Genomic DNA, 26033 nt, shown 5'->3' with positions numbered 1-26033 from the left:
GACCGAGGAATCAAAATACTTCCTACCAACAAGATTTTAGTGTAGATTCGGAACCCAAATTTCTATACCACCATTCGAGCGGCAAAATCAATGTTGAAACTGTCAGACCTATGCAAAGGCTATGTAGACGGGGGCGAATTTCATCCTGTTTTACAAGGGGCAGAATTAACATTACAGCAAGGTGAGCAGGTTGCATTAATGGGCGAAAGCGGTTCAGGAAAAAGTACCCTTTTGAACTTAATCGCTGGTCTTGATACGGCTGATTCCGGTGAGATCACCTTTCCCAACTTCGCGATGCATGATGCTCCGGAGCATTTGCGTACGCTATATCGCCGCAACAACATTGGTAATATCTTCCAGCAGTTCAACCTGCTTCCTACCTTGAATATCGCTGACAACATCCGTTTCTGCCGCCAATTAAAAGGCTTACCAGAAGACAAAGGCTTGTGGCGTCAAATTCTTTCAGCCCTAGACCTCATGCCGCTTTTAGGTCGTTACCCTGAAGAAGTATCAGGTGGTCAGCAGCAACGTGCAGCGATTGCTAGAGCCTTGTACATGGAACCCAAGCTACTACTTGCTGATGAACCAACGGGGAGTTTGGATGAGCGTAATGCAGAAGCAGTAATGCGTTTGTTGACCTCCTTGGCTCGCCAACTAGAGTGTACTCTGCTATTGGTAACGCATAGTGAAAAAGTTGCTGAACATATGGAAGGTCGAATTCGCCTGCAAGGGGGACAGTTGCATGTTATGGCCCGTAGTTAAGGCACTACTTGGTCACTACCGCCGTTACCCTCTACAAATTATCTTGGTTTGGCTTGGGCTTACACTTGGTGTGTCCCTTTTGGTTGGTGTTACTTCTATAAACCAGCATGCTAGGCAAAGTTACGAAACAGGTGAAAAGCTATTTTCTAACCCGTTACCTTACCGTATTCGTACAAAGCACTCTGCGAACAAAATTCCTCAAGGATTTTATATCCAACTCCGACGTGCGGGCTTTAATCAATGTGCGCCGTTTGATGTCCTTCATTTAGATACACAATCTGATCTCAGCTTAATGCTCGTGGGAATTGACCCAGTCGCGATGTTGCCATTGCGCCAAGGTAAATCTTTAGGCGATTTACCAATGCTGAGCCTGATGAAACCACCATACCCGATACTAGTCAGTCAAGACCTTGCTGAGCATATGCAATGGCAAACAGGTGATTTTATTCGCTTGAATGATGGCAGTAAATTAGGGCCAATTAAAGTTGATACCGACCAACTATTATCGGGTACACGTTTAGTCACGGATATTTCATTGTTACGTATGCTCAAACGTAGCTCCGGTTTATCAGCGATTGCTTGTGGCGAAATGCCAGAGGAGAAAGTTCAAGCGCTCAAGAACATACTCCCGAATGGAATGACTTTAGTTCGTAACAGTCGTTCTGAGCTTGAGTCTTTAACTAAAGCATTTCACATGAATCTGACAGCCATGGGGATGCTGTCATTTTTAGTCGGCTTGTTCATCTTCTATCAAGCAATGTCACTGTCTTTCATCCAACGCCAACGTCTGGTTGGCATTCTACGTCAGACAGGGGTTAATGGTATTCAGTTAGCCCAAGCACTACTTCTTGAACTAACCTTCCTCATCCTCGTTGCTTGGGCATGTGGTAATTTCTTTGGATTGATTCTAGCGAATGAACTTATTCCTGCGGTATCTGCCAGTTTGAGCGATCTTTACGACGCAAATGTTGGTTTGACCATTGGCTGGTCGTGGGAGTCGAGCCTTTACAGTCTGGCGATGGCTTCAGTGGGGGCATTGATATCCTGTTTATGGCCACTCGTCCGCTTACTTAAATCTCAGCCAATTCGACTTTCATCTCGTTTATCTTTGATGCGATTTGCTGGCAGAGAGTTTTCTTGGCAAGCATTGGCTGCATGTGCATTCTGCGTGGCTGCCGTCGCAGTTTATCAAGCGCCAAAAACACAAGAATCAGGCTTTACCATCATTGCGCTTATGCTCATTAGTGTGGCGCTATTTACCCCATTTTTGATGTGGCACATGTTCCAAAGCTTTTCTTATTCTTTGCGTTGGGTGCGAGTGCGGTGGTTCTTTGCTGATGCAGCTGCGAGCATGAGCTACAGAGGCGTCGCTACGATGGCATTTATGTTGGCATTGGCTGCAAATATTGGCGTAGAAACTATGGTCGGTAGTTTTAGAGATACGACTGATAAATGGTTAAACCAACGACTTGCAGCGGACATCTACATTTACCCGACCAACAACTCAGCAGCAAGAATGAGCTCATGGCTACAAGAGCAGCCAGAAGTCGACGCGGTATGGTGGCGTTGGGAAAAAGATTTGCCTACTGATCGCGGTGCCTTGCAAGTAGTGAGTACGGGATCATCTGAAGGGGAACTAGACTCACTTACTGTAAAACTGGGTGTTCCAAACTATTGGTATCACTTACACCACTCAAAGAGTTTGATGGTGAGTGAATCCATGGCATTAAAGTTAGGTATACGTCCTGGTGATTATATAGACATGGCTCAGCCTCTGGGGGGCGGATGGCAAGTCGTTGGTATTTACTATGATTATGGCAACCCTTACAACCAAATAATGGTTTCACACCGCAATTGGCTGTATGCGTTTGCAGGCACTGGAAACGTTGCGTTAGGAGTGTTGCTGCAAGATAACGTCAAGAGCGAGGGGCTGAAGCGACGATTGGAAAATGTATTCCGTCTTTCTCAAGACCGAATCTTTGACAACAACAATATTTATAATCAAGCGATGAGAGTCTTCGATCATACTTTCGCAATTGCCGATACGTTGGGCAATATTACTTTGATTATTGCGGTGTTTGGCTTGTTCTTTGCGACCTTAGCGGGTGAGCTGTCAAGGCAGCGACATTTCTCGTTATTACGTTGTATGGGTGTATCCGGTAAAGAGCTTGTTGCGCTTGGAGGAATGCAGTTGTTTGTCTTTGGCGCAATCTCAGCCATTATCGCGGTACCGTTAGGCCTCGCTTTAGCTCATTTAATCGTTGATATCATTATTAAACAATCTTTTGGTTGGTCTTTAGAGCTCCAATTAATCCCTTGGGAGTATGCGCAAACTATTGGTTGGGCGATGATTGCTATTATTGTTGCTGGTGCTTTGCCTGTAATCCGAATGATCAAGAGTACGCCAATGAAGTCATTAAGGGATGCATTGTGATGAAAGAGCAAAATCAAAATCGCACTCGCTCTATAACGGCATTGGTGTTCGTCGCGGCGATACTCGCATTGGGCTTTTTTGTTTACGTGACCTACTGGGCAGTAGCAACAGCAACCGAGGATAACGAACTCAACGCGATGCTCAAGAGAGAAGACAAAACGATCTTCGAACCAGTGTTACCTGACGAGCATGTATCACTTCCTAAAGATTTTCGTTTTCACCCTGAGTATCAGCATGAATGGTGGAACTATTTTGCTCGGCTCCAAGATAAGCATGGCACTGTTTACAATGTCCAATGGAGTTACTTTAGAGTCGCGACTGATGAGCGAGAAATGAGAGGCTGGCAAAGTCCACAGCTTTATATTTCACATATCGTTATTAGCCGGGGTAATAAGGTTTGGCGAGAGCAACGAGTAGCGCGAGGTGGAATTGGTCAAGCAGGAATGACTAACCACCCGTTCCGGCTATGGATTGACAACTGGAATTGGCGCTCTTTAGGGGCGACTCCTTTTCCTGGCAAGCTAGACGTGTCGACAGATACGTTTGGCCTTGAGTTAAATACCACGACAAGTGGGCCTTTTGTGCTTAATGGTGAACGAGGGTTTCAAGTTAAGCATGCGCTGCAATCAGTTGCCTCGTTTAGCTTTAGTGCACCGTTTTTAAATGTAAAAGGAACACTGAAGCTTAATGGCAAAGACGTGGCTGTCTCCGGTGACGCATGGACTCAAAAAGAGTGGGGAAGTGGCTTAATTGGAGATGGGCAGCAAGGTTGGGATTGGTTCATTTTCAACTTGGATGATGGTAGGGCATTAACCGTAAGCCGTTATCGTCATAATGGGCAGTTACCGCATTTATTTGGTACGTTGTCTACTCGATCCGGAAAAGTGATCAATTTGACGGAGAACGACTTTACCATTACACCTCTTCAGGTCACGGGGCTATCAAACGGTCGGCGTTTACCACTACAATGGATTATCAACGTGCCTAAGTATGATATTAACTTGACCACAAGGATTACAAAGTCAGATATGTGGTTGCCATTTGTGATTCCCTACTGGGAGGGGCCAACTCTCGCCTCTGGTTCTAATGAAGCTTGGGGATTTATGCAGTTGACAGGGTACTAGATTCTGAAAAAAAGCCACCTATATGGTGGTTTTTTTGTGTCAGAAACACATAGTTTTCATCAAGAAACAGCTTGCGAATCACGAAAATGACTACGATATTTAACTAAGTTAATAGTAATCTATGGAATAACAAGTTTGGATATCAGGCAGGCATGGAAGTAATAACTGAAGAGCATACTTAAGAAAAATACGATGTATCGTATAGTTAACTTCGGAAATTTCGAGGTTTATACTCTGAACAAGCGATTATTCCTAAGTTTTCGATAGCTATACACTCTAATCATTCTTTGTTAATCGTTTATTAAGATAATAAATATAAGGGCGAAACCATGAACGATGTCATTCGTGACTTTTTCAAAATGGAATCCGCAGGCGGTATCCTTCTAGTGATTGCAGCAGCAATCGCAATGACTATTGCAAATTCACCGCTTGGCGAAAGTTATCAAGCTATGCTGCATACTTATGTATTCGGTATGTCAGTGTCTCACTGGATCAATGACGGCCTAATGGCTGTGTTCTTCCTACTAATTGGCCTTGAAGTAAAGCGTGAGTTACTTGAAGGTGCACTAAAGTCTAAAGAAACCGCTATCTTCCCTGCAATCGCAGCGGTAGGCGGTATGTTAGCTCCAGCACTTATCTACGTTGCTTTCAACGCAGGTGATGCAGAAGCGATTTCTGGTTGGGCAATTCCAGCTGCAACCGACATTGCATTTGCGCTTGGTATCATGGCTCTTCTCGGTAAGCGTGTACCAATCAGTTTAAAGGTTTTCCTGCTGGCATTGGCTATCATTGATGACCTTGGTGTAGTGGTTATCATCGCACTGTTCTACACAGGTGACTTATCCACAATGGCGCTTATTGTCGGCTTCATCATGACAGGTGTCCTGTTCATGTTGAACGCAAAAGAGGTGACCAAGTTAACCCCGTACATGATTGTTGGCGCGATCCTCTGGTTCGCAGTACTAAAATCAGGAGTTCACGCAACACTTGCAGGTGTGGTAATTGGCTTTGCTATCCCGCTAAAAGGCAAAAAGGGTGAGCACTCTCCACTTAAACATATGGAGCACGCACTGCACCCATACGTAGCGTTCGGTATTCTTCCTCTGTTTGCTTTTGCAAACGCAGGTATCTCGCTAGAAGGTGTGTCGATGTCGGGTCTGACTTCAATGCTGCCGTTAGGTATTGCAATGGGCCTACTAGTAGGTAAGCCGCTGGGTATCTTTACGTTCAGCTGGGCAGCTGTGAAGTTAGGTATTGCGAAGTTGCCTCAAGGTGTTAACTTCATTCATATCTTTGCGGTATCAGTGTTGTGTGGTATTGGCTTTACCATGTCGATCTTCATTTCGTCACTGGCATTTGGCAATGTGAGCCCAGAGTTTGATACTTACGCTCGACTGGGTATTTTGATGGGCTCGACTACGGCGGCCATCATTGGTTACGCATTACTGCACTTCTCTTTACCTAAGAAATCTGCAGAAGAAGTAACCGCTGAGAAAGCATAGTAGCAAGTCGCTAAAATGATAAAGAAGCCTCCCTATTGGGAGGCTTCTTTGCGTTTAGTCGTGATGTGGTTATACCAATTCCATCAATTATCTGATCATTCTTGCTGGTTAAAATCACTTATAACGGTGTTAAAGATTTTGTAGGTAGAGTAACTAACTAGCTGCAATCTTTGCCTTGTTCTAAATGATTTTACCGATGCAATTTTTTGAACATCTAATTAACGGAACTGGTATTACGTAATCAAGGAAATGCAGACGAAAAAAAGCCCAAGCTAAAAAGCGCTTGGGCGGATACAAACATAGGAGTTAATAAGAAAAAGCAGCAATGTAGCAACTAGAAAGAAACAAGTTTGACGGCCAGAAAAACTTAAAATGCCCTAGTTGTTACAGTAATTAAGACCAACCGCATTCCAAACAGTTCCATTTTTTTAAGAAATTTTTTCACAAAACAATATTCGCTTTAAATTCATCCCTTTAACTATTCATTTTGCCGTCTGGTCAGACCAATGGCTGAAAATGTGATGTTAATCATTTGTTAATCCAAGGTTTCGGGAGTATATTTCAAACAGTTGTTTAATACGAGTGATTGAAATGGCACCGAGAAGTACAACAAAAGAAAAGATACTTGATGTAGCAGAAGGACTATTCGCAGAATATGGCTTCAATGACACATCATTAAGAACCATTACTGGTAAAGCAAATGTCAATCTTGCTTCGGTTAACTACCACTTTGGTGATAAAAAAACATTGGTACGAGCGGTATTAGATCGATACCTAGAGGCTTTAATGCCAAGTATCCAAAGCTCGCTGATTGAGTTAAATACGCGCGATGAGTACAACATGGATGAAGTATTTGAATCGTTGCGTTTGCCTTTGAGGGCGTTGAATAGTGTAAGACCAAATGGAACGGCGTTATTTATGCTTCTAATTGGCCGAGGTTATACCGACGTGCAAGGGCACTTGCGTTGGTTTATCAGTACTCGATATGAGGAAGTGCTGAACCTGTTCATGTTCTCTATCTCGAAAGCCAACCCTGAACTGACTGAAGAACAGCTGTTCTGGCGATTGCACTTCACATTAGGCACTTGTGTTTTCACTATGGCATCGAGCCAAGCGTTAACCGAGATTGCAGAAAGTAAGTTTGACAAAGAGGTCGACGCGAAGTCTGTCGTGGACCTGTTAATTCCATACTTGTCGGCAGGTATGTCCGCTAATTAAACCATATTAAACCAATAAAAAAGATAAGCTAAAGCCGCAAGCGGTGACGTGAACAAAAGGATCTGAACTATGAGCTCTCTACGAAGAAAATGGATTAGTGACCCAGCATTCAAAATGTTTAAAAAAGTACTGCCTCCATTGTCTAGTACTGAAAAAGAAGCAATGGAAGCAGGTAGCGTGTGGTGGGATGCTGAGTTGTTCTCAGGCAAGCCGAACTTTACAACACTACATCATTACCCGAAGCCTGCACTGACGTCTGAAGAGCAAGCTTTCATGAACAATGAGCTAGAGACTTTACTAGCAATGCTAGATGATCAAAAGATCGTTAAAGATGATCGAGATCTTCCACCAGAAGTATGGGAGTTCTTACGCAAGGAGCGCTTCTTCTCGCTGATCATTTCAAAAGAATACGGTGGTCGTGAGTTTTCTGCTCTGGCTAACTCAACCATCGTTTCTCGCATTGCAACTCGTAGTATCAGTGCGGCAGTTTCGGTCATGGTGCCTAACTCACTTGGGCCAGGCGAACTACTTTCTCACTACGGTACTCAAGAACAGAAAGATTACTGGCTACCACGTCTAGCAGACGGCACAGATATCCCGTGTTTTGCTCTAACTGGTCCTGAGGCTGGCTCGGATGCCGGTGGTATCCCAGACCAAGGTGTGGTTTGCTATGGCACGCACGAAGGCGAAGAAGTGCTTGGTATCCGTGTTAGCTGGAACAAGCGTTACATCACTCTGGCGCCTGTAGCAACAGTTCTTGGTCTAGCGTTCAAGCTTCAAGATCCAGATGGTTTGCTTGGCGATAAGAAAGATGTGGGTATTACTTGTGCGTTGATTCCTGCTGATCACGAAGGTGTGGAGATTGGAGAGCGCCACGACCCACTGGGTTCTGCGTTCATGAACGGTCCAACACGCGGTAACGATGTATTTATACCTATGGATTGGTTGATTGGTGGATCCGAGTATGCAGGTAAAGGCTGGCGTATGTTGGTGGAATGTCTATCAGCTGGACGAGGTATTTCCCTTCCTGCATTAGGCACGGCGATTGGTCACCTCACAACACGCACAACCGGCGCTTATGCTTATGTTCGTAAGCAGTTTGGTATGTCGATTGGTAAGTTTGAAGGTGTAGCAGAGGCAATGGGGCGTATCGGTGGTTTAACTTACCTACTAGAAGCGACTCGAACGCTAACCACAACTTCTCTGGATATGAAGGAAAAGCCAGGCATTGTGACTGCGATTGCGAAATATCACATGACTGAAATGGCACGTACCATCCTGAACGATTCTTTCGATATCCATGCTGGTCGCGCTATTCAAGACGGCCCAATGAACTACCTAGCGAAACACTACCTAGGTATTCCAGTCGCGATTACGGTGGAAGGTGCAAACATTCTGACTCGTAACCTAATGATCTTTGGTCAGGGGGCGACACGTTGTCATCCATACGTTCTGAAAGAAATGGAAGCTGCGGCAAATCCTGATCCGAAAGAGGGGGCGAAAGAGTTTGATGACCTGTTGTTCAAGCACATCAAACACGCAATGGGTAATACCTTTGGTGCATTAGGTGCAGCACTGACAGGCTCTCGCTTTGTGAAAGCGCATATGAGTGGTCCAACTCAGCAATACTACAAAGACATCACACGCTTAAGTCGCGCGCTGGCAGTGAGCGCAGACTTCGCAATGTTAACCCTAGGCGGTGACTTGAAGCGTAAAGAGATGATCTCAGCTCGCCTAGGCGATGGCTTAAGCTACTTGTACATGGCGTCAGCGGCGCTTAAGAAGTACGAAGACGAAGGGCGTCAGCAAGGTGATTTGAACTTTGTTCACTACGCGGTGCAGCACTGTTTGTACAACGCATCGAAGTCACTAAATGAGGCATATTCTAACTTCCCTGTGAAATATGTTGGTGGTGTGCTTAAAGGCCTGCTGTTCCCATTGGGTAACCACTTCAAAGCGCCAAGTGATGAACTTTGTGTTGGTCTTGCTGAAGCTATGATGACACCAGGAGCTCAACGCGATCGATTGACTCACCTGTGCTACATCGGTAAAGAGGAAGACGACAGCGTTGGTCTAATGGAGCAAGCATTTTTAGCAATGTACGATGTAAAGCCGTTGGAGCGTAAGCTAATGAAAGCAGCGAAAGATGGCAAAGTAGCACGTAAAGGCCTACTACATGATCGCTTGCAACAAGCATTTGAAGCTGAGGTGCTGACTGAGCAAGAAATTGATCAAATCATGGCCGCGGACAAACTACGATACAAAGCAATTCAAGTTGACCACTTTAGTCACGATTTCTCAGAAGTTCGCACTAATGTCACCTCGAAAAAGTCGCACTTAAACTCAGCAGCTTGAAGCGTTTGAGTATAAAATGAGACAAGCACCTCAATGAGGTGCTTTTTTTTGTGTTTGAGCCTCTAGGTTTTTCTGTTGAGTGCTCCAACCACTTGCATTTTCGCAGCATTTTTACAGAAATTAGGTGCGAAGTAGGGCTGAACCTTTTATCCTAGCAACGTTTTTTAAAGGAAGTTGAATATGATCATCAAACCTAGAATTCGTGGATTTATCTGTACTACTACGCACCCAGTGGGTTGTGAAGCTAACGTAAAAGAACAAATTGCTTACACCAAAGCGCAAGGCCCAATTAAAAACGCGCCAAAACGCGTTCTTGTTGTGGGTGCATCAAGTGGCTATGGCCTATCTTCTCGTATCGCTGCGGCATTTGGTGGCGGTGCTTCGACTATTGGTGTTTTCTTCGAGAAAGAAGGCTCAGAGAAGAAGCCAGGTACAGCTGGTTTTTACAACTCGGTAGCGTTTGAAAAGCTAGCTCGTGAAGAAGGTCTGTACGCGAAAAGCCTAAACGGCGACGCTTTCTCAAATGAAGCAAAACAGAAAACAATCGATCTGATCAAAGAAGACCTTGGTCAGGTAGACATGGTAGTTTACTCACTGGCTTCTCCAGTACGTAAAATGCCAGAAACGGGTGAACTTATCCGTTCAGCGCTTAAACCTATCGGTGAGACTTACACGTCGACTGCTGTTGATACCAACAAAGACGTAATTATCGAAGCAAGTGTAGAGCCTGCAACAGAGCAAGAAATCCAAGACACCGTAACCGTAATGGGCGGCGAAGACTGGGAACTTTGGATTAACGCACTATCAGAAGCTGGCGTTCTAGCGGATGGTTGTAAAACAGTTGCATACAGCTACATCGGTACTGAGCTAACTTGGCCTATCTACTGGGATGGCGCGCTGGGTAAAGCGAAAATGGACCTAGATCGTGCAGCAGCAGCACTGAACGAGAAACTGTCTGCAACCGGCGGTAGCGCAAACGTAGCGGTACTTAAGTCTGTTGTGACTCAAGCAAGTTCTGCAATTCCTGTAATGCCTCTATACATCGCCATGGTATTCAAGAAAATGCGTGAAGAAGGCGTACATGAAGGTTGTATGGAGCAGATCTTCCGTATGTTCAGCCAACGTCTTTACAAAGAAGACGGCAGCGCTGCAGAAGTAGATGAAGTGAACCGTCTACGTCTGGATGACTGGGAACTGCGTGAAGACATCCAACAGCACTGTCGTGACCTATGGCCACAAATCACCTCAGAAAACCTTAAAGAGCTAACTGACTACGTTGAGTACAAGGAAGAGTTCTTGAAGCTCTTTGGCTTCGGTGTGGATGGTGTGGATTACGAAGCAGACGTGAACCCAGCAGTAGAAACAGATTTTACGCAAATCTAATCGTTTCTTATTGAATTGAAAAAGGCGCTCAATGAGCGCCTTTTTTATGTCCTAAACCTTGGCGATGAATAGAGAGCACTTCTTAGTCAGTAATGCTCATTCAAAGGTGTTAACTTAGAATAATCAGGATCGTACCAGCGAGGGTCATCAATATATTAGCGATAGCGTATGTACCAGCATAGCCCAATGCCGGGATAGTTGATTTAGCGTACTCATTTACCACGTCCATAGCAGGAGCACATGTACGAGCTCCAATGATGGCACCAAAGAGTAGAGCTCGGTTCATCTTAAGTACATACGCACCGACTAGGTATGCTAGAACAACAGGCACCACACTAACGATAAATGCAAGACCAATTACTTGTGGACCAACTTGTGTCAAATGTTCAAACATTTTGCCACCAGCGCTTAAGCCGATACCCACCATAAAGAACATCAAACCTAGATCTTTGACCATGTTTAATGCCCCTTGAGGAACATAACCAAAAGTAGGGTGGTTGGCTCGAAGAAATCCTAGGGTAATGCCCGATAGTAACAAGCCTACCGCGTTACCAAGGCTAAAAGATACCTGTCCAAATGTCATGGTTACCAAGCCAAACATAATGCCCAAGATAAAGAAGCTACAGAAAGCCAATAAGTCTGCCATTTGGCTGTGGATAGATATGAAACCGATTTTTTCTGCTAGGCCATGAACACGGCTCTTCTCACCACTGACTTGTAGTACGTCACCTTTAGCAAGAACAATGTCCAAATCCATTGGCATTTCAATCTGAGCACGTACAACGCGGTTTAGGAAACAGCCATACTCTGATAGGTTGAGATCAGAGAGGCGCTTGCCAGAAATAGCATCACTTTTTACGACGATTTCTTCTTCTACAATTCTAAGGTCAAGTAGGTTACGGTCGAACACCTCTTTACCGTTACGGAAGCTTGGATCAAGACGAGCGTGGCTATCAGGGAAGCCTACCAATGCAATCTCATCTCCTTCTTGAAGAATGGCATCACCATCAGGATGGGCAAGAATGCCATTACGACGAATACGCTCAATGTAGCAACCTGTCTGGCGGTAGATACCGAGTTCACGTAGGTTCTTTCCATCAGTCCAGTCAATCAGTTCTGGACCAACGCGGTAGGCGCGAATAATAGGCAGGTAGACCTTACGTTGACTCGAGTTGCCAAGTCCACGCTCTTGCGCGATTTGTTGTGCTGAATCTGAAAGGTTCTGCTTTTGCAGCTTTGGCAGCAGTTTGGCGAACATGATCATGCTGATCAAACCAACCAGGTAAGCCATCGCGTAACCGACAGATAGATTTTCTAATACTAGAGAAAAATCCATATTACGTGGAATCGTGGCAAGACCAGAGTTCAATGCATCTTGAGCGCCCACCAACACAGGCGTAGCAGTAAGAGCCCCTGCCATCATACCGGCAGATAAACCGAAATCGAGTCCCAAGTAATGGCTGCAAAAGTAAGTCAAACTTACTGCCGAAACTAATACTGTCATGCTCAAGATGAAGTAATGTTTTCCGTCGCGGAAAAATATACCAAAGAAGTTTGGACCGGCTTCAATTCCTACACAGTAGATAAACAGCATAAAGCCAATTGTCAAAGCTTCTGCATTGAATGAGAATCCTAAGTGGCCCATTATCAACGATGTAATAAGAACGCCAATTGAATTTCCTAACTGTAGGTTTCCAAAGCGAATTTTTCCAATTGCAAGGCCAATGGCCAATACAACGAAGATTAGAAGAATAGGGTTTTGATCGAGAAGGTGTACGACGTCTATGTTCACAGCGTGGCTCGGTAAAATGTGTGCCAATGAGAAAGATTAAGAATGGCGAATTGTAACTAAATATAGCAAAAAGATAAGTGAAATTTTTTAGCTTTTTCTATTAGTTGCACTAGGGCTGTAATTGTCATTGTGAAATATACCCAACCAAATAGAGGTTACTTGGGTATAAAGAAAAAGCCGCAATAAGCGGCTTTTAAACATTCAGTAATTAAGATTACTCGTCGAATAGACCTAGGTGCTCTTTTGCGTAAGCTTCAAAGTCATCACAGCCACCGATGTGCTCTTGGTCGATGAAGATTTGAGGAACCGTTTCTACTGGTTTGCCAACTGTTTTCTCTAGGTCAGCTTTAGAAATACCTTCAGCGTGGATGTCTACGTAACGGTAGTTGAAGTCATCACGTTTTGCTTTCAGCGTTTCTGCGTGCTCTTTTGCACGAACACAGAATGGACAAGCTGGGCGACCAAAGATAACTACGAACATAATCTCATTTCTCCTAAAATCTATTCTAATTGAAAGTGCAGCTAGACCTCATGTCGGCATACGCTTTCGTTTGTTAGGATAACTATGCCCGATCCAGATACGGAAATAAAGCAGCAATTACCTCTTGTCTCGATAGGTGAAATCTATCGTGTAAAAACTGAACACGAGTTTGGCTTAAAGCCAAGAAAGGTGGGGTTATTGCCTTATTCAACCATAGAATTCAACGCTGTTAAGCGTGTGAAGTGACGCATAAAAACATACTTTTAGAAGGGTTATTAATGGCACAAGGTGCACTTGGTCAATTTATTTTGGTGCAAAGCATAGCACTCTAGTGTGAGTTGTTGTTTTGGGGAGGAAGTGTATGTTTCAGTTTATGACTGCGACACGGATTATCTTCGGCGAGGGGGCGCTCCAATCTTCGCTGTCTGTAATCAATCAATTTGGCTACAGCGTTTTACTGGTGACTGGTAAAGATACGCAGCGTGCCACACCTATTGTTAACTATCTAAAAGCGCAAAATATGCGCTATCAGCATGTCGCCATCAATGGTGAGCCCAACATTACTATGGTTGAAGAAACCGCAGTACTTGGACGCAAGTTCCAGCCCGATATGGTTATCGCGATTGGTGGGGGAAGTGTCATTGATATGGGTAAAGCGCTCGCGGCGATTATTCCTAACCAAGGTGACGTCTACGACTATGTCGAAGTAGTAGGTAGAAATGTTCCTTTAAAAACCAAACCGATTCACTTTATTGCCATTCCAACCACGGCCAGTACCGGCTCAGAAGTGACCAGAAATGCAGTGCTTAAATCGGGGCAAGACCAAGTGAAAGTCAGCTTGAGAAGCCCAGAAATGCTTGCCGACGTTGCGATAGTCGATCCAACCTTAACTTATGGCACTGATCAATATACCTCGGGTCGCGGCGCAATGGATGCGTTTACTCACCTGATGGAAGCTTATGTATGTGGTGACCCGAATCCGCTCACTGACATGGTTTGTGAGGAAGGGTTACGTCGCCTAAGCCGCTCGGTAATAGCTGGGTGTAAACAAGACTGTCACAAAGCTCGTGCAGATCTTTCTTTTGCGGCACTTTTAGGTGGTATGGCCATCACTAACGCTAAGCTTGGTGCGGCACATGGTTTAGCTTCAGCATTGGGAGGCAAGCTCGATGCGCCCCACAGTGTTATTACTGCCCGTTTGGCTCCTCATGTCATGCATGAGAATATAAATGCAGCGAGGAAAGCAGGACGTAGTGATGTGATTAGCCGTTACAAGCGATTGGCACAGCTCGTTACAGACAGAACCAATGCCAATGAGCACGATGGCGTACTTTGGGTGAGAATGGTGCTGGATAAACTTGAGCTACCTCAGTTAGGAAAATTTGGTGTGTGTCAGACGTCGTTTGAGCAAGTCGCCGATGATGCACTGAAATCGGTCGCTATCAAAGGCAACCCATTACCACTTACACAAGATCGATTAGTGTACATTCTTCGCCAAGTGTGTGATTGCAGCGATGCGTGCATAGGGGAGAGTTCGCATCATGTGAGCTCCGTGGAGGTGCTGGAATCTCGCACTGATCTATCGGATGTGAATCAATAGAATTCCGCTTGGGTTAGAAACGCAAAGGGGAGCTATTCGGCTCCCCTTTGTTAATTCGTTAGTACTGACTTAGCTTGTCGTAACGGCTGTCTTTCAGTGCGTCTTTTACGCGTTTAAGGTTTTCACGGAAGCCAGTGCCTCGGCGCAGCGTGAAACCGGTTGCTAGAACATCGATGACCGTCATTTGTACTACGCGACTTGCCATTGGCATGTACACGTCTGTGTCTTCAGGTACATCTAGCGTGATAGCCAGTGAACTTGCTTTCTCTAGCGGCGAGTCTTTCGCTGTGATGGCAATCACCGTCGCACCGTTTTCACGAGCAAGATTTGCAATCTCAACTTGGCTCTTAGTACGACCGGTGTGAGAAATCAAAACGATAACGTCATTGTCACTGCAGTTAATGCAGCTCATACGTTGCATTACGATATCTTCGAAACAAGTAATTGGAATGTTGAAGCGAATAAACTTGTTTTGAGCGTCACGCGCCACAGAAGAGGAAGCACCTAGACCGAAGAATGAAATGCGCTTCGCTTGAGTCAGAAGATCAACTGCGCGGTTAACTTGCATCGCATCAAGGCTGTTTTTCGCAACATCTAAACACGCCATTGTTGATTCGAAAATCTTATGGGTGTAGGCATCTGGGCCGTCGTCTTCTTCGACATTACGGTTTACGTAAGGTGTACCATTAGCAAGGCTTTGTGCAAGGTGAAGCTTAAAATCTGGGAAACCTTTGGTATCCAGACGACGACAGAAACGGTTTACAGTGGGCTCACTTACGTCAGCCATTTTAGCTAACGTTGCAATGCTTGAATGAATCGCAGTTTGTGGTGACGCCATGATTACTTCTGCAACCTTGCGTTCCGACTTACTGAAATTCTCCAGGTTTTTTTGAATTTTTTCTAATGTATTCATAGTGTTCACGAGGGTAAGAGAACAACTCGCTGGCTCTGTTAACGGCAAGAAATACGTCAGTTTCAATCTGTACTGAGGCGTTAACGAAAACTACCAGCGCCATAAAATTAGTATAAACCCGATCCTCAATCTGGCTAAAACAAATACGGTTACTATTTAGTGAGAATTTGACAAGCCTCAAACAAAATTTTGTAAAAACTACAGAATTGAATGTAGAAGGGGTGGTATTCGCCTCAAGTGGCACAATAATGATGTTTGAGTTACATCAAAAAGAAAGAAAATTTCAATTCAATGTAACTCAATCGGAGCCTTATTGATTCAGAATCTTATCGACTAATTCTTGAATCTTTCCAGTAAGGGTTGGGGCTTGTGTCGCGATCTCTCGCTGCTCATCAAGCACCGATGAAAGGATATCCCTGCTTGTAAGAGGGTTAGCAAGAACGACACGAAATACGATGGTATTCATTCGCTGCCATTTTTCTGGGTTCAACCGAGTCCGAGATACGAAAGACTTACCAGTTTCACGCTGGCGCTTCTGAATAAATTGAGTTAGCTGGTTGATAAGCTCATTGAGCTTTTCACGCTGGATGCCATCTGCTTGTGCAAGAGCATCCCGATAACTTTCTGGCAAGTAACGGTAAGTAAGCAGGCAAAGTTCTGGTTCGGAAACAAGCTCAAAGTCTGCCTGTTCTTTGATCAAGTCAGCAAAGTAACGTGCTTTCTCAATGCTCTGGTCAATGAGTAACTCATAGCCTGGGCGGCTGATGATATGCATTGCCGCATAGACCAACATCGCCATGCCTGAACGGGAGCCTTCCAGGGTATGACTACCAAGATCCTTTGAGCCTTTACGTAGAATATATTGAGCGTGGTGTTCAATAGATTTCATCGCATCAGGGTCTTTAAATAGAACCATACCAGCGCCCATAGGGATATAGAGTTGCTTGTGCGCGTCAATGGTCACAGAATCGGCTAATTCAACGCCAGCAAGTAGCTTGCGGTAGTGGTTTGACATTAATGTCGCGCCGCCCCATGCGGCATCGACATGGAAATGACAATCATGTTGTTTACATACCTGTGCAATTTCTTCAAGAGGGTCAATCGTGCCAGTTTCAGTCGTTCCAGCCACACCGACAACTGCAATTGGTTTAATTTTCTGGGCTTCAAGCTCAGCAATTTTTGCTCTTAAGTCGGACGGAACGATACGATTAGCGCCATCTGTTTTGATTGCAACTAGGCCTTCTTGGCCCAACCCGAGCACATCAGCTGCTTTTTTTAGAGAGTAGTGGCCACGCTCTGAAACTAAGATTGCTAAACCTTCATAGCCATAATGTTTCATGGCTTTGAAGAGGCCTTCTTTTTCTACGCCTTTGAAAGTGCCGTCTGCTTTTAGCGCTTTATTTCGCGCAACCCAAAGAGCGGTAATATTGGCGATAGTACCACCAGAACAAAACGCACCAAGAGAGTGTTTCGCGCTGTGCATCCACTTTGCGTAAAACTTATCGTCCTGACCGTATATAAGTCGATGGAGCATACCGAGAACTTGACGTTCAAGCGGAGTGAATGCTTTTGATGTTTCAATTTTCACCAAGTTTTGGTTTAGAGCAATCATGATCTTTGACAGCGGCATTAAAAAATACGGTAGGGCAGAAGTCATGTGTCCAATAAAGCTTGGTGCAGAGGTGTGTACTGAGTGCGAGACGAGCGTATCTAACAAGTGCTCGGTATGATCAGAGACGAACTCTGGCTGCTCAGGAATCTGAGCAGAAGAAAAGTCTTTTTCAATTTCACGCAAAGGCTTTTCTTCTGCCACGATATGCTCGCGTAGAAACTGGTTTAGATTTTGAGACAAGCTCTCTTCGATTTTAGTTAACGTTGAGTCTGGCCCTTCAGGAATAGTGAAGATCTTTAACAAGCTCTCAAAGCTAACATCTGCGGTTTTTTGTTCCTTAACCATGGCAAGAATTATTTGTAATTATATTAGTAAGACGAGCGCAACAATCTAAACCAAAACGGGAGCAAAGTCCCGTTTTAATTGTTGAAAACCAATTTGCTGAAATGAAAAACAGGGAGCGTTTAATCACACTTTTGCTTTTCGATTTTACTAATGGATTGATTGTATTTGTTCAGTGCAGCATCAATTTGCTTTGGATGGCTTAGGAGATCAGCAAATGCTGAGCGAAGATCATAATTCTTCTCATGATTTGCAGACTGTCGGTCAGAAAACGTTTTTTGTGCTGCCTTACCTAGATCATCATTTCGAGTCGCAAGCTGTTTGACATCATGCTGATCGAGCTTTAGCCAAGCTTCGACTGGCTGACCTGTTGCTACTCTGCTAGGGTCATTTTCTAAAAAATAATGTACGGCTTGTCGGTTTAGTTCGAAGTGATGCTTACGTCCCTCTAAAAACCAATTACTAACCTCATCTAGGTCAGGATATTGAGTCACTGTTAGGTCCACTAAGTCCTGATACCATTGCAGTGAAGCATCGATATAGGAATCGTATTTTTGAGCGAGACATTGCTGATCTGCAGCGAAAGTGTAGCCTGAGCAAGAAGCAAGCAAGGCTGCTACTACAAAGCGTTTCATTCTATTTCCTTTTGGGCTGTTGCATTAAGCAACTTTTAATTGGTATACCTGCCATGAATTCACATTCTTATCTCAGTGAGATACATAGCGGCAAGTATTAGCGTTTTATAATATTTTGCCGCATTGTAATAGATGTTAAAGAAAAAACCTGAGATCTAGCTAGCAAGTGACACAAAGAACAGCATCATGACAGGGACTAATAAGCTGAGAATAAAGCCACTAACAATTGCGATAGGCACACAGCGGACGCCACCTGTCGTTTGAATGACTGGTAGAGTAAAGTCCATAGCGGTTGCACCCGCATATCCGATAGAAGTACATGGATAACTTCTTATAAGAAGAGGTATTGCGACAAGAGCGACGAGTTCTCGCATAAGTTCAATTAGAAAAGATGCGCCACCAAATACAGGGCCAAAAGCATCGCCCATAAGAATCCCTGCCAAAGAGTACCAACCAAAGCCTGATGACATCGCAAGGGCTTGGTAGAGAGGAATATCTAATAGGAACCCAGCGATAACTCCACCTAACATACATGTCATTATTACCAAAGAAGCAATGGCCATGCCTTGCTTATTAAGCAAAATTTGACGCAAAGTAAGTCCGCTATTACGTAATTGAATACCAATGAAAAATAGTAGAAGGAAAAGAATCCATTCACTAGCGGTATCCACCCACTCAAGTCCAATAGGTAATATAAGGCCTGCTAGCAACCCTCCACCTACAACCAATACCAACTTAACGGACTCCATTGCCATCGATGATAAAGGTAATGCTTTGTGTTGAGCGTCTGTTTTAAGCGGTAGCAGCTTATCAATAAGAGGAAGAGCAAGAAGGTTACAAGTGCTTAAACAGACAAAAAACGTACCAGCATAGAGCAATATAGATTGCAAGTTGGTGCTGAGGTTATCAAGCGCCGCAAGGCTAAGGCCCATCAGCGCGAGAATGACGTAGATTAGATTTGACGTAGCGGCATTAATTCTAGCGAGCAACGAAGCTTGCGAAATTGGAATCAGATAGCCAACGACAAGAGGGGCAAATATAAACAACATCCCTGAGAACATAAAACCCTCAATTTCCTAGTAATTATAAAGTAGTAAATTGAGCGTATTGTAGTGTGATATGTCTCTAAAGACCACTTGCGTGAAGCACTTCCTTAATCATATTTTGGAAATCGTCATCGCTGGTATTACTTAATTCAAACAGTACCTCTGCTCCAGTCAAATTAAACTCTACTTCATGTTCATCTATACGTTCGTCTTGGTTTCGGAACATTAGAAGGTGATTCGCGATACGGGCAACATCAAGATAGCTTACTTCAGGACGGTGTGGGGTCAGCTTTTCATTGGAAGAAACTTCACTGAAATCGTTATCAAAGCCCCACTTCTCCAGAACTAGTTTGCTGGTGGCAGAACAGCGTGTTTGGAAGATCTGTAGCGCGATATCGCTATCGAGGTAATTGCCTCGGTCTAGGTAAAGGTGATACTCATTAACTAAACAGAATAAACCAATGTCAGCTAGCAAACCGACAAGTAACGCTTTTTCTTGCTCCAAATAAGCATAGCAATCTGGCTCATGCTTTTTGAAGTGCTGCACGACCAGAACCATAGTCGCGCCAAGCTCTCGTGATACAGCCGCGCTTTTTCTTAAGATTGAATTACATTCGCTGGTAAGGTTAACGGAGTGTTTGAGTTGTTCGATGGCTTGCGCTGTGACGATATCACGGACTCGAAGAATCCCTAGTCGAGATACTGCTGTCGTCAGATCATTGCAGGTGATATTGCGTCGGTTGAAAATCACGGAGTTGGCCACCCTTAGAACAACAGCGGCTAATCCAGGATCTTCAATTAAGCAGTTAGCAATATCTGAGATCGCGGTATTTTCTTCGGTGCAAAGCTGTTGAATCTTCAGTACCACATCCGGAATGGGTGGTAGTGATATTTTTCCAGTTGAAATCGATTGTTTTACTAAGTGTGAAAAATCGCTTTCAAGGGATTTTATTAGTTTTTCTTTGTTTTGCGGTAGCCAGTAAAATGATAAATGTTCCATAAAATGCTGTGCTGGAGAGCTTTCGTACAGTGTACCCTCGACTAAAGTCTATTATCAATTTATTGCTTAACTGGGTGGTGTATTTGGATGCTAAATCACCTACTTGACGGATGTTTGTTGTATTAAGTGTCAAAAAAACATCGTACTAGAAGGTGTAATGTGAAACTAATCACGTATCTTGTATTTATACTTTTCTATCTGTGACACAGATCCTAACTTATTTTTCAACGTTAAGTATGATTAGAAAAGTTGGTGAGCACAAATCACAAAATATCGCCAACAAACTGACAATTTTTCGCTACAAGCTGCTGTTTTATCTGGTGACATCGCTAATCGGGGTAATTTATTCAGATTAAGAGGTCAAAGGAAATGACAGACCAAGCTTTTTTTACTTATATAAAAAAATTTAAATCTTTCCAAAAGCGCTCTATGTTTGGTGGTATAGGGCTTTTTAGTGACGATGCTATGTTTGCATTAGTAAGCAATGACTGCTGCTACCTTCGCGGCGGAAAAGAACTAGACCAAATATTTGTCGACTTGGAGTGTGAGAAATACAAACACGTTAAAAAGCAAACAACGGCCACAGTAAATTACTACGACGTTACTGAGCTGTTTGAGGCTCGCGCACCAGAGTTAGATAAGCTCGTTGTTAAGTCAATAGCATGTTCTGTACGAGAGAGAGAGTTCCAAAAATCTTCTGCTAGTAAAAGACTACGTGATTTGCCGAATATGCAGCTTACGCTTGAGCGTATGGTTAAGAAGGCAGGCATTGACGATGTTGAAACATTCTTAGCGTTGGGACCTGTAGAAGTTTTCAATAAAGTTCGAGCGGCTTACGGCAGTGATGTTGATCTAAAGTTGCTTTGGAAGTTTGCCGGAGCGGTAGACGGCGTTCATTGGAAGCTTATCCAAGAGCCAAGAAAGAAACAGCTATTATCTCTTTGTCAATAGATTGATTTTATTGATTTTAAGTGGAGTTAGCGAGTCAATAAAAGGATGAGAGCTGCGCCTTGATATGGAAGTTAAAGTACGCGGTCACTTCACTGCAATAGATCAAAAAGCCGAGGTAGGAGTTGCCTCGGCTTTGTCATTTACGCTCGAAGTTTAAAACTTGAAGCGAGTAGTGAACATAAACTGGTCACCGTAGAAATCGTTAATTCTTGCTTCTGCACCGAGAGAGAATAGCTCTGTTGAGTGGAAGCGAGCATAAGCAGAACCTATCCAATCATCATTGTTATCGATGGAAACATAGCCAGCTTTACCACCAACCTCTAGCTGAGGACCAAGCCATTGACGAATGCCTACATTTAGCTCCATACCAACATCTGCACTGCTTGAAGATGTCGGTTGAACAACTCGCATCAGCATCGCGCCAGTTAAGTCTGCCCAGTTGTTTACTGGAGAGTGGAAGCCGAAGCCCGCTGCTGAATCAAAATCACCGTCAAACTCGGAGTCGATGCGAGCAATAACATGTGCATTTGGGTGGATCGACTTGCTGAAACCTGCACCAAAAGTAACAGGGCTAGCGCCGATACGCGCTTCGAAATAGTCGTAACTAAAGTTGCTCATGGTAGCTGGGCTATCACGATCTTCATAAGCCATTACTTGACTTGATGCTAGCAGAAGTGCTGCTGCTAAAAGTGTTTTACGCATAATCAACGATAAACCTTGTTAGTTGTCATTCCTTTGGTTCAATAAATAATTGAACCTTATCTAGATTGTTCGACATCATAATCAAAACATGGCGCTACGACCAATAAAATTGTGTCGAACATTTGTCATTTTAACGATACTCAAGCAAATAAAGTGCCAGCGGACTAGCGTAACCTCTATCCGAATGTGAGTTTGCTCAAAGTTAATTTACTCTCCGAAACTGGTTCTTCGTTCAGACATGGCATTTAGTATTGCTTCAGAGTCCAATATCGAAACCCAAGAGAGCAAATTATCATCGTGCTGAATCATAAAAGTGGTTAGCTGTTGAACTAGTGCAGATCGGAGTTCGTCTCCCCGCCAAGGCTTCGCTACGTAATAGTCAAGGCTTGCATTATTTACTGCTTCAACGGTGTCTTCTAACCCAGCTTGACCAGTGAGCAGTACCTTGCGAGCAACGCGAGTGTCATCTGCTTGATTTAGTTCAATCAAGAAGCTAATACCAGTTTGTTCTGGCATGATATGATCACATAGAATAAGCGCAAGCTTGATACCTTCCCCCTTCATTTCTGCGATCACTTCTTTCGCTTCTGTAACCGATTCTGCTCCTTCAATTACAAAGTTATCTTCAAACACAGCAAGATCTTGAAGTACGCTATCCAAGACCTCTCTTTCATCATCAACACATAAAATTAGATACTTAGACATGTTCTTCTCCTTTTGAATTAATCGGTAGCCACACAGTCATCGCGGTGTACTCTCCGAGCTTAGAATCTACTTCTATCCATCCGTGATGAGCAGACACAATTTGCTGGCATATAGACAAGCCAATCCCAAGTCCAAAGTTACCTTCTTTCTTGGTCGTAAAGTTGAGCTCAAATATCGCTTGTTGTTGAGACTTAGGTATTCCTGCGCCATTGTCTTGGAAAGACACAACGATATATCGTTTGTGCGCTTTCTTTTTTATTTCTGAGGTAATATTGAGCTCGCCTTTTTCTGGGAAGGCATCGATCGCGTTGGAAATGAGGTTGGTCCAAACTTGTTGCAACGCAATAGGCTGACAAAGAATTTTCGGAACTGGGGTGTAGTCCTTAGTCAAAGTATGCATTTTGAGCTTGTTCTCAAAGATCACTAATGTGTCTTCAATGCCCTCATGAATGTCAACAGAATGCATCACTTCATCATCTGCTCGTGCATATCCCTTTAGGCTTTTAACCATATCTGCTATGCGTGCAGCACAAACGTTTATTGAGCGCAAAGCAGAACCTGTCTGATGATAACTTTCAAATAAGTTGAGCGTGTCGATAGCTTGGCTGGGTGCAGAAGCCAAAGATTCCAACATAGAGTTGTCAGCATCAAGATTTAAGTTCACCATTTTTTTTGCAATATTTCTATCGACGACATGTGGTTTCAGCTGATTCACTCGCGCCCGAAGCTCAGCAGTAGAAGAGGGTTTAGAGGTTTGAGCATCATGCAATATTGCAACCCCTTTGGCTCTTTCTGGTGGCGTTGGTGATTGAGTTAATAGCTTTTCCAGTGTCATCGTGAGATTTTCTACACCCCTTAAAATGGCGGCTATGGGGTTATTAAGCTCGTGAGCGACACCGGCGACAAGTTGCCCCAGCATCGCCATTTTTTCTCTCTCTATGAGTTGCTGGTGTGCTGACTCGAGTGACTCGAGTGTTTTTTGCAGTTCTAATTTTGTGTTGATACTACGTTGAAGTCGACGATTAAAATGCCTCAACAATAGATTTGTAAACAGAGGAAGCAAGTTTGAGTCTGTTTGCATTACTTTTCGAAACTCTTTTCTATCCAGTTTAATAACTTTGGTTGTGGTTAGCGTCAACGCAGTAGAAAAAGAGTTCTCACCCGTCACGAAAGACATGCCACCGACAATGTTACCTTTGCTATGACGGACAACTTCTCTTTGCATTCCTAGCTCATCACGCTTGTAGAGCGCGACCTCTCCACTAGTGATAAACCATAAAAACGTATTCGGCTCCCCCTCTACTGTCAGTAAGTGTTCCGGAGAGTAGGTGCGACAAGCATTTGAGTCCTCTTTCTCAGCGAAAAAGTTTTGTAGAGCGCCAATAACTTGTTCTGCAAGTTCAAAATCAGATAGCGCATGATAATCGTTTAAGAAACCTGCTTGATAACTTTTCATTTGGGTTTCTATGTGCGCGCGGAGCAACTTTTGTTGATCCAGTATTTGGCTGTAACTAAGAAGGTTGTCTCGATCGTGCTTCAATACAAATTGAGTCAGTTCTTTCTGTGCGGTATTAAAAAGCACTTGGTCTGGCAAAGGTTTGGTCAGACAGTGGTCGAGGCGGCCTTCGTTAACCGCTGTAAGAATAGCGTCGATATCAGAGGAGCAACTGATGAGTATTTTCCTCGCTTTCTCAGTATGTGCTGCACGAGAAAGCCCAATCAAAAACTCAACACCATTTAAGTTTGCGTGGTGACTGGTTATAACCAGAGCGACGCTCTGTTGCCTTTCTTCTAGATACTCTAGAGCACTCTGTGCTTCTTCGATGGACTCTACAGAATGAATATCAAACCTACTCGCCAAAGGAGAGAGCTCTAAGCGAAACTGCTCTGCACTGACAGGGTTGTTATCTAGACAAAGTACGGCGTATCGATTCACAGGGCTAAAGGCTCCAGCTAAGACTTGGCCGTAACACCATATCAAGAAATAATGAATACGGTTGGGAGCTAAGTATGGTTATAGAGCTATCACTGGTACTAAGCCTCAATAGTCTGATTTATCTCAATGTTTCCACTGGCTAGTCTTTGCGTTAGACTGAGTTAAAACACATCAAGTAAAGACACTATGCAAAACTTAAAAAAATTCGGTGCCATTGGTGGCGCTATTTCTTTGGCATTATGTTGGCCATTAGCCGTTGGACAAATTGGCCAATCGATCATTGAAGATGGCATCGCGAACATGAATGATGACATGGTGAAGGGCGAAATCGTGGAATACGATCGTGGTTACCTTTCTTCCGTTGTGCTGACTCGCTATACGGTGGTTGACCCTGAAGTTAAAAGCCAGCTTGAGCGTGATGGCCTACCAACAGCTTTTGATGTTACAAGTGATTTGTCTCATGGCTTAACTAGCCTAACCGCAGACTCAAAGTTAGTTGATGCCGATTTTTTACCGCTAACCATGCACAGTACGACTCAGCTGAATGGGAATACAGATTTCACTCTCAATCTAGCCAGCTGGAGTTATCAAAATGAAGCTCAGGGGATGCACCTTTCTTCTAGCCCGGCGCATATAACCGGTAATGTAACAGTGCTTGGTGATCTGAATTACCAGGTATCAGTACCTTCTGTTCAGATTGATTTTGAAAATGGTGAAGAAATTCATTTAACAGAGCTATCTGGAGAAGGAAAAGGTAAGCAAGCAAAAGGCTACTGGTTAGGTGAGCAGTCTTTTGCATTAGAGAAGTTAGACGTTGTTGATTCTACGCTTACACCGATGTTTCTCATTGAAAATGCGAACTACAGTGGGAAGACATCGCTAAATGAGACTGGCGATAAGCTGAGCACCAATCTTGTTGTGGGTGCGCAGAAAATGCGTCTTACTGATGGTACCGACGTGGATAGCTTTAAGCTTGATTTCGCCATTGGTGATGTTGATAGCCAATCATTCGATCAGATCATGTCAATGTATCAGAGTTCACCAATGCTGGATGAGCAAGAAATCCAAAAGCTATTGCCGCATGTAGATACACTATTTAGCAAAGGTTTTAACCTTTCAGTCAATGAGCTATCTCTAGCGTTTGGTGCTGGTAAGTTCCGTAACCAGTGGAAATTATCTATTCCTCAAGGGACAGACAACGTTACGCAAGACCCAATGAAGTTGGTGACAGCGACTACTGGTTCCCTAAACACCTATTTTTCTGATGAACTGGTCAACTTATACCCATTCATTCAAGAAGGTGTTGATGAGTTGATGGTGATGGAGCTTTTAGAGAAGACAGAAAGTGGCTATGAACTAAAAGCAGAAATCTCTGACGGGAAACTGAAGTTCGAAAATGGACAAGAATTTCCTTTAATCGCGCTGCTTATGCCTGCATTGATGCAATAGAGAAGTTTACAAAGTAAGTTTTTAGCTTTTTCAGTTTAAAAAGAGGTCGTAAGACCTCTTTTCTTGTTTTTATCCCTGCAAAAACGTGATA

The 26033-nt window shown here is 43.8% G+C and carries 20 protein-coding genes; 10 read left to right on the top strand and 10 right to left on the bottom strand.

Annotation, left to right across the window (positions count from 1 at the left end; genetic code table 11):
- Positions 1-90 precede the first annotated feature (90 nt).
- The 7 genes from J4N37_RS10035 to fabV all read left to right on the top strand — a co-directional run bounded on the left by J4N37_RS10035 (position 91) and on the right by fabV (position 10778).
- On the top strand, positions 91-762 hold the full coding sequence (locus J4N37_RS10035) for an ABC transporter ATP-binding protein (protein WP_010448552.1): 672 nt from the start codon (positions 91-93) through the stop codon (positions 760-762).
- Positions 743-3196, top strand: coding sequence for an ABC transporter permease (locus J4N37_RS10030; protein WP_038886157.1), 2454 nt, complete (start codon positions 743-745; stop codon positions 3194-3196). The genes J4N37_RS10035 and J4N37_RS10030 overlap by 20 nt, the downstream gene beginning before the upstream one ends.
- On the top strand, positions 3196-4320 hold the full coding sequence (locus tag J4N37_RS10025; protein ID WP_010448554.1) for a lipocalin-like domain-containing protein: 1125 nt from the start codon (positions 3196-3198) through the stop codon (positions 4318-4320). Before J4N37_RS10030 ends, J4N37_RS10025 begins: the two co-directional genes overlap by 1 nt.
- Before the next feature lie 329 nt (positions 4321-4649).
- On the top strand, positions 4650-5822 hold the full coding sequence (gene nhaA / locus J4N37_RS10020; RefSeq protein WP_010448555.1) for a Na+/H+ antiporter NhaA: 1173 nt from the start codon (positions 4650-4652) through the stop codon (positions 5820-5822).
- 591 nt (positions 5823-6413) lie between these two features.
- Positions 6414-7040 carry a TetR family transcriptional repressor PsrA gene (gene psrA / locus J4N37_RS10015; protein WP_252040794.1) on the top strand — a complete coding sequence of 209 codons (627 nt, stop codon included), beginning with the start codon at positions 6414-6416 and terminating at the stop codon, positions 7038-7040.
- A gap of 69 nt (positions 7041-7109) precedes the next feature.
- The gene (locus tag J4N37_RS10010; RefSeq protein WP_252040792.1) at positions 7110-9395 is read left to right on the top strand and encodes an acyl-CoA dehydrogenase; all 2286 of its coding nucleotides are present in this window, start codon (positions 7110-7112) and stop codon (positions 9393-9395) included.
- A 180-nt stretch (positions 9396-9575) separates the two neighbouring features.
- Complete coding sequence (fabV, locus tag J4N37_RS10005) at positions 9576-10778, top strand: enoyl-ACP reductase FabV (RefSeq protein ID WP_010448559.1); 1203 nt, start codon at positions 9576-9578, stop codon at positions 10776-10778.
- A gap of 109 nt (positions 10779-10887) precedes the next feature.
- On the opposite strand, the gene J4N37_RS10000 is transcribed toward fabV, so the two are convergent.
- Both J4N37_RS10000 and J4N37_RS09995 read right to left on the bottom strand, forming a co-directional pair.
- Positions 10888-12570: an aspartate:alanine antiporter gene (locus J4N37_RS10000; RefSeq protein WP_010448561.1), complete on the bottom strand. Its 1683-nt coding sequence runs from the start codon at positions 12568-12570 to the stop codon at positions 10888-10890.
- Positions 12571-12784: 214 nt separating this feature from the next.
- Positions 12785-13051 (bottom strand): GrxA family glutaredoxin, encoded by a 267-nt coding sequence (locus J4N37_RS09995; RefSeq protein WP_010448562.1) that lies wholly within the window; start codon positions 13049-13051, stop codon positions 12785-12787.
- A 361-nt stretch (positions 13052-13412) separates the two neighbouring features.
- Between J4N37_RS09995 and J4N37_RS09990 the strand changes: the two genes are divergently transcribed.
- Positions 13413-14651, top strand: coding sequence for an iron-containing alcohol dehydrogenase (locus J4N37_RS09990; protein ID WP_088880619.1), 1239 nt, complete (start codon positions 13413-13415; stop codon positions 14649-14651).
- A 58-nt stretch (positions 14652-14709) separates the two neighbouring features.
- Here J4N37_RS09990 and J4N37_RS09985 read toward each other — a convergent pair whose 3' ends face one another.
- The 5 genes from J4N37_RS09985 to J4N37_RS09965 form a co-directional block, all read right to left on the bottom strand.
- Positions 14710-15564, bottom strand: a complete 855-nt coding sequence (locus J4N37_RS09985; protein ID WP_005444542.1) for a MurR/RpiR family transcriptional regulator — start codon at positions 15562-15564, stop codon at positions 14710-14712.
- A 310-nt stretch (positions 15565-15874) separates the two neighbouring features.
- Positions 15875-17521 (bottom strand): pyridoxal-dependent aspartate 1-decarboxylase PanP, encoded by a 1647-nt coding sequence (gene panP, locus J4N37_RS09980; protein WP_045388461.1) that lies wholly within the window; start codon positions 17519-17521, stop codon positions 15875-15877.
- A gap of 119 nt (positions 17522-17640) precedes the next feature.
- Positions 17641-18153, bottom strand: a complete 513-nt coding sequence (locus tag J4N37_RS09975; protein ID WP_038884533.1) for a hypothetical protein — start codon at positions 18151-18153, stop codon at positions 17641-17643.
- A gap of 155 nt (positions 18154-18308) precedes the next feature.
- Positions 18309-19214, bottom strand: coding sequence for a LysO family transporter (locus J4N37_RS09970; RefSeq protein WP_038884532.1), 906 nt, complete (start codon positions 19212-19214; stop codon positions 18309-18311).
- A 64-nt stretch (positions 19215-19278) separates the two neighbouring features.
- A complete protein-coding gene (locus J4N37_RS09965; RefSeq protein WP_045388466.1) occupies positions 19279-20199 on the bottom strand; it encodes an HDOD domain-containing protein in 921 nt (306 codons plus the stop codon).
- 369 nt (positions 20200-20568) lie between these two features.
- Between J4N37_RS09965 and J4N37_RS09960 the strand changes: the two genes are divergently transcribed.
- Positions 20569-21150, top strand: coding sequence for a TfoX/Sxy family DNA transformation protein (locus J4N37_RS09960; protein WP_010448582.1), 582 nt, complete (start codon positions 20569-20571; stop codon positions 21148-21150).
- Positions 21151-21303: 153 nt separating this feature from the next.
- Here the strand turns inward: J4N37_RS09960 and J4N37_RS09955 are convergent, their stop codons facing one another.
- From J4N37_RS09955 to J4N37_RS09945, 3 genes are all read right to left on the bottom strand, one after another.
- Positions 21304-21852, bottom strand: coding sequence for a hypothetical protein (locus J4N37_RS09955; RefSeq protein ID WP_038887578.1), 549 nt, complete (start codon positions 21850-21852; stop codon positions 21304-21306).
- Positions 21853-22059: 207 nt separating this feature from the next.
- Complete coding sequence (locus J4N37_RS09950; protein ID WP_010448586.1) at positions 22060-22557, bottom strand: response regulator; 498 nt, start codon at positions 22555-22557, stop codon at positions 22060-22062.
- On the bottom strand, positions 22550-24493 hold the full coding sequence (locus J4N37_RS09945; protein ID WP_252040790.1) for an ATP-binding protein: 1944 nt from the start codon (positions 24491-24493) through the stop codon (positions 22550-22552). The genes J4N37_RS09950 and J4N37_RS09945 overlap by 8 nt, the downstream gene beginning before the upstream one ends.
- 186 nt (positions 24494-24679) lie before the next feature.
- Between J4N37_RS09945 and J4N37_RS09940 the strand changes: the two genes are divergently transcribed.
- Entirely contained in the window at positions 24680-25942 is a 1263-nt protein-coding gene (locus J4N37_RS09940; RefSeq protein ID WP_010448589.1) for a DUF945 family protein, read from the top strand.
- The last annotated feature ends 91 nt before the right edge of the window (positions 25943-26033 follow it).

Origin of the sequence: Vibrio sp. SCSIO 43153, from assembly GCF_023716625.1 — a bacterium.
Lineage (GTDB): Bacteria > Pseudomonadota > Gammaproteobacteria > Enterobacterales > Vibrionaceae > Vibrio > Vibrio rotiferianus.
The sequence above is the reverse complement of the archived record's forward strand: the minus strand, read 5'-3'. Positions and strand labels throughout refer to the sequence as shown.

Coding starts and splice junctions, on each gene's coding strand:
- J4N37_RS09955 (WP_038887578.1), bottom strand. CDS start 21,852: ATGCGTAAAACACTTTTAGCAGCAGCACTTCTGCTAGCATCAAGTCAA.
- J4N37_RS09940 (WP_010448589.1), top strand. CDS start 24,680: ATGCAAAACTTAAAAAAATTCGGTGCCATTGGTGGCGCTATTTCTTTG.
- J4N37_RS09950 (WP_010448586.1), bottom strand. CDS start 22,557: ATGTCTAAGTATCTAATTTTATGTGTTGATGATGAAAGAGAGGTCTTG.
- nhaA (WP_010448555.1), top strand. CDS start 4,650: ATGAACGATGTCATTCGTGACTTTTTCAAAATGGAATCCGCAGGCGGT.
- J4N37_RS10025 (WP_010448554.1), top strand. CDS start 3,196: ATGAAAGAGCAAAATCAAAATCGCACTCGCTCTATAACGGCATTGGTG.
- J4N37_RS09985 (WP_005444542.1), bottom strand. CDS start 15,564: ATGAATACATTAGAAAAAATTCAAAAAAACCTGGAGAATTTCAGTAAG.
- psrA (WP_252040794.1), top strand. CDS start 6,414: ATGGCACCGAGAAGTACAACAAAAGAAAAGATACTTGATGTAGCAGAA.
- J4N37_RS10010 (WP_252040792.1), top strand. CDS start 7,110: ATGAGCTCTCTACGAAGAAAATGGATTAGTGACCCAGCATTCAAAATG.
- panP (WP_045388461.1), bottom strand. CDS start 17,521: ATGGTTAAGGAACAAAAAACCGCAGATGTTAGCTTTGAGAGCTTGTTA.
- J4N37_RS09965 (WP_045388466.1), bottom strand. CDS start 20,199: ATGGAACATTTATCATTTTACTGGCTACCGCAAAACAAAGAAAAACTA.
- J4N37_RS09970 (WP_038884532.1), bottom strand. CDS start 19,214: ATGTTCTCAGGGATGTTGTTTATATTTGCCCCTCTTGTCGTTGGCTAT.
- J4N37_RS09975 (WP_038884533.1), bottom strand. CDS start 18,153: ATGAAACGCTTTGTAGTAGCAGCCTTGCTTGCTTCTTGCTCAGGCTAC.
- J4N37_RS10030 (WP_038886157.1), top strand. CDS start 743: ATGTTATGGCCCGTAGTTAAGGCACTACTTGGTCACTACCGCCGTTAC.
- J4N37_RS09960 (WP_010448582.1), top strand. CDS start 20,569: ATGACAGACCAAGCTTTTTTTACTTATATAAAAAAATTTAAATCTTTC.
- J4N37_RS10035 (WP_010448552.1), top strand. CDS start 91: ATGTTGAAACTGTCAGACCTATGCAAAGGCTATGTAGACGGGGGCGAA.
- J4N37_RS09995 (WP_010448562.1), bottom strand. CDS start 13,051: ATGTTCGTAGTTATCTTTGGTCGCCCAGCTTGTCCATTCTGTGTTCGT.
- J4N37_RS09990 (WP_088880619.1), top strand. CDS start 13,413: ATGTTTCAGTTTATGACTGCGACACGGATTATCTTCGGCGAGGGGGCG.
- fabV (WP_010448559.1), top strand. CDS start 9,576: ATGATCATCAAACCTAGAATTCGTGGATTTATCTGTACTACTACGCAC.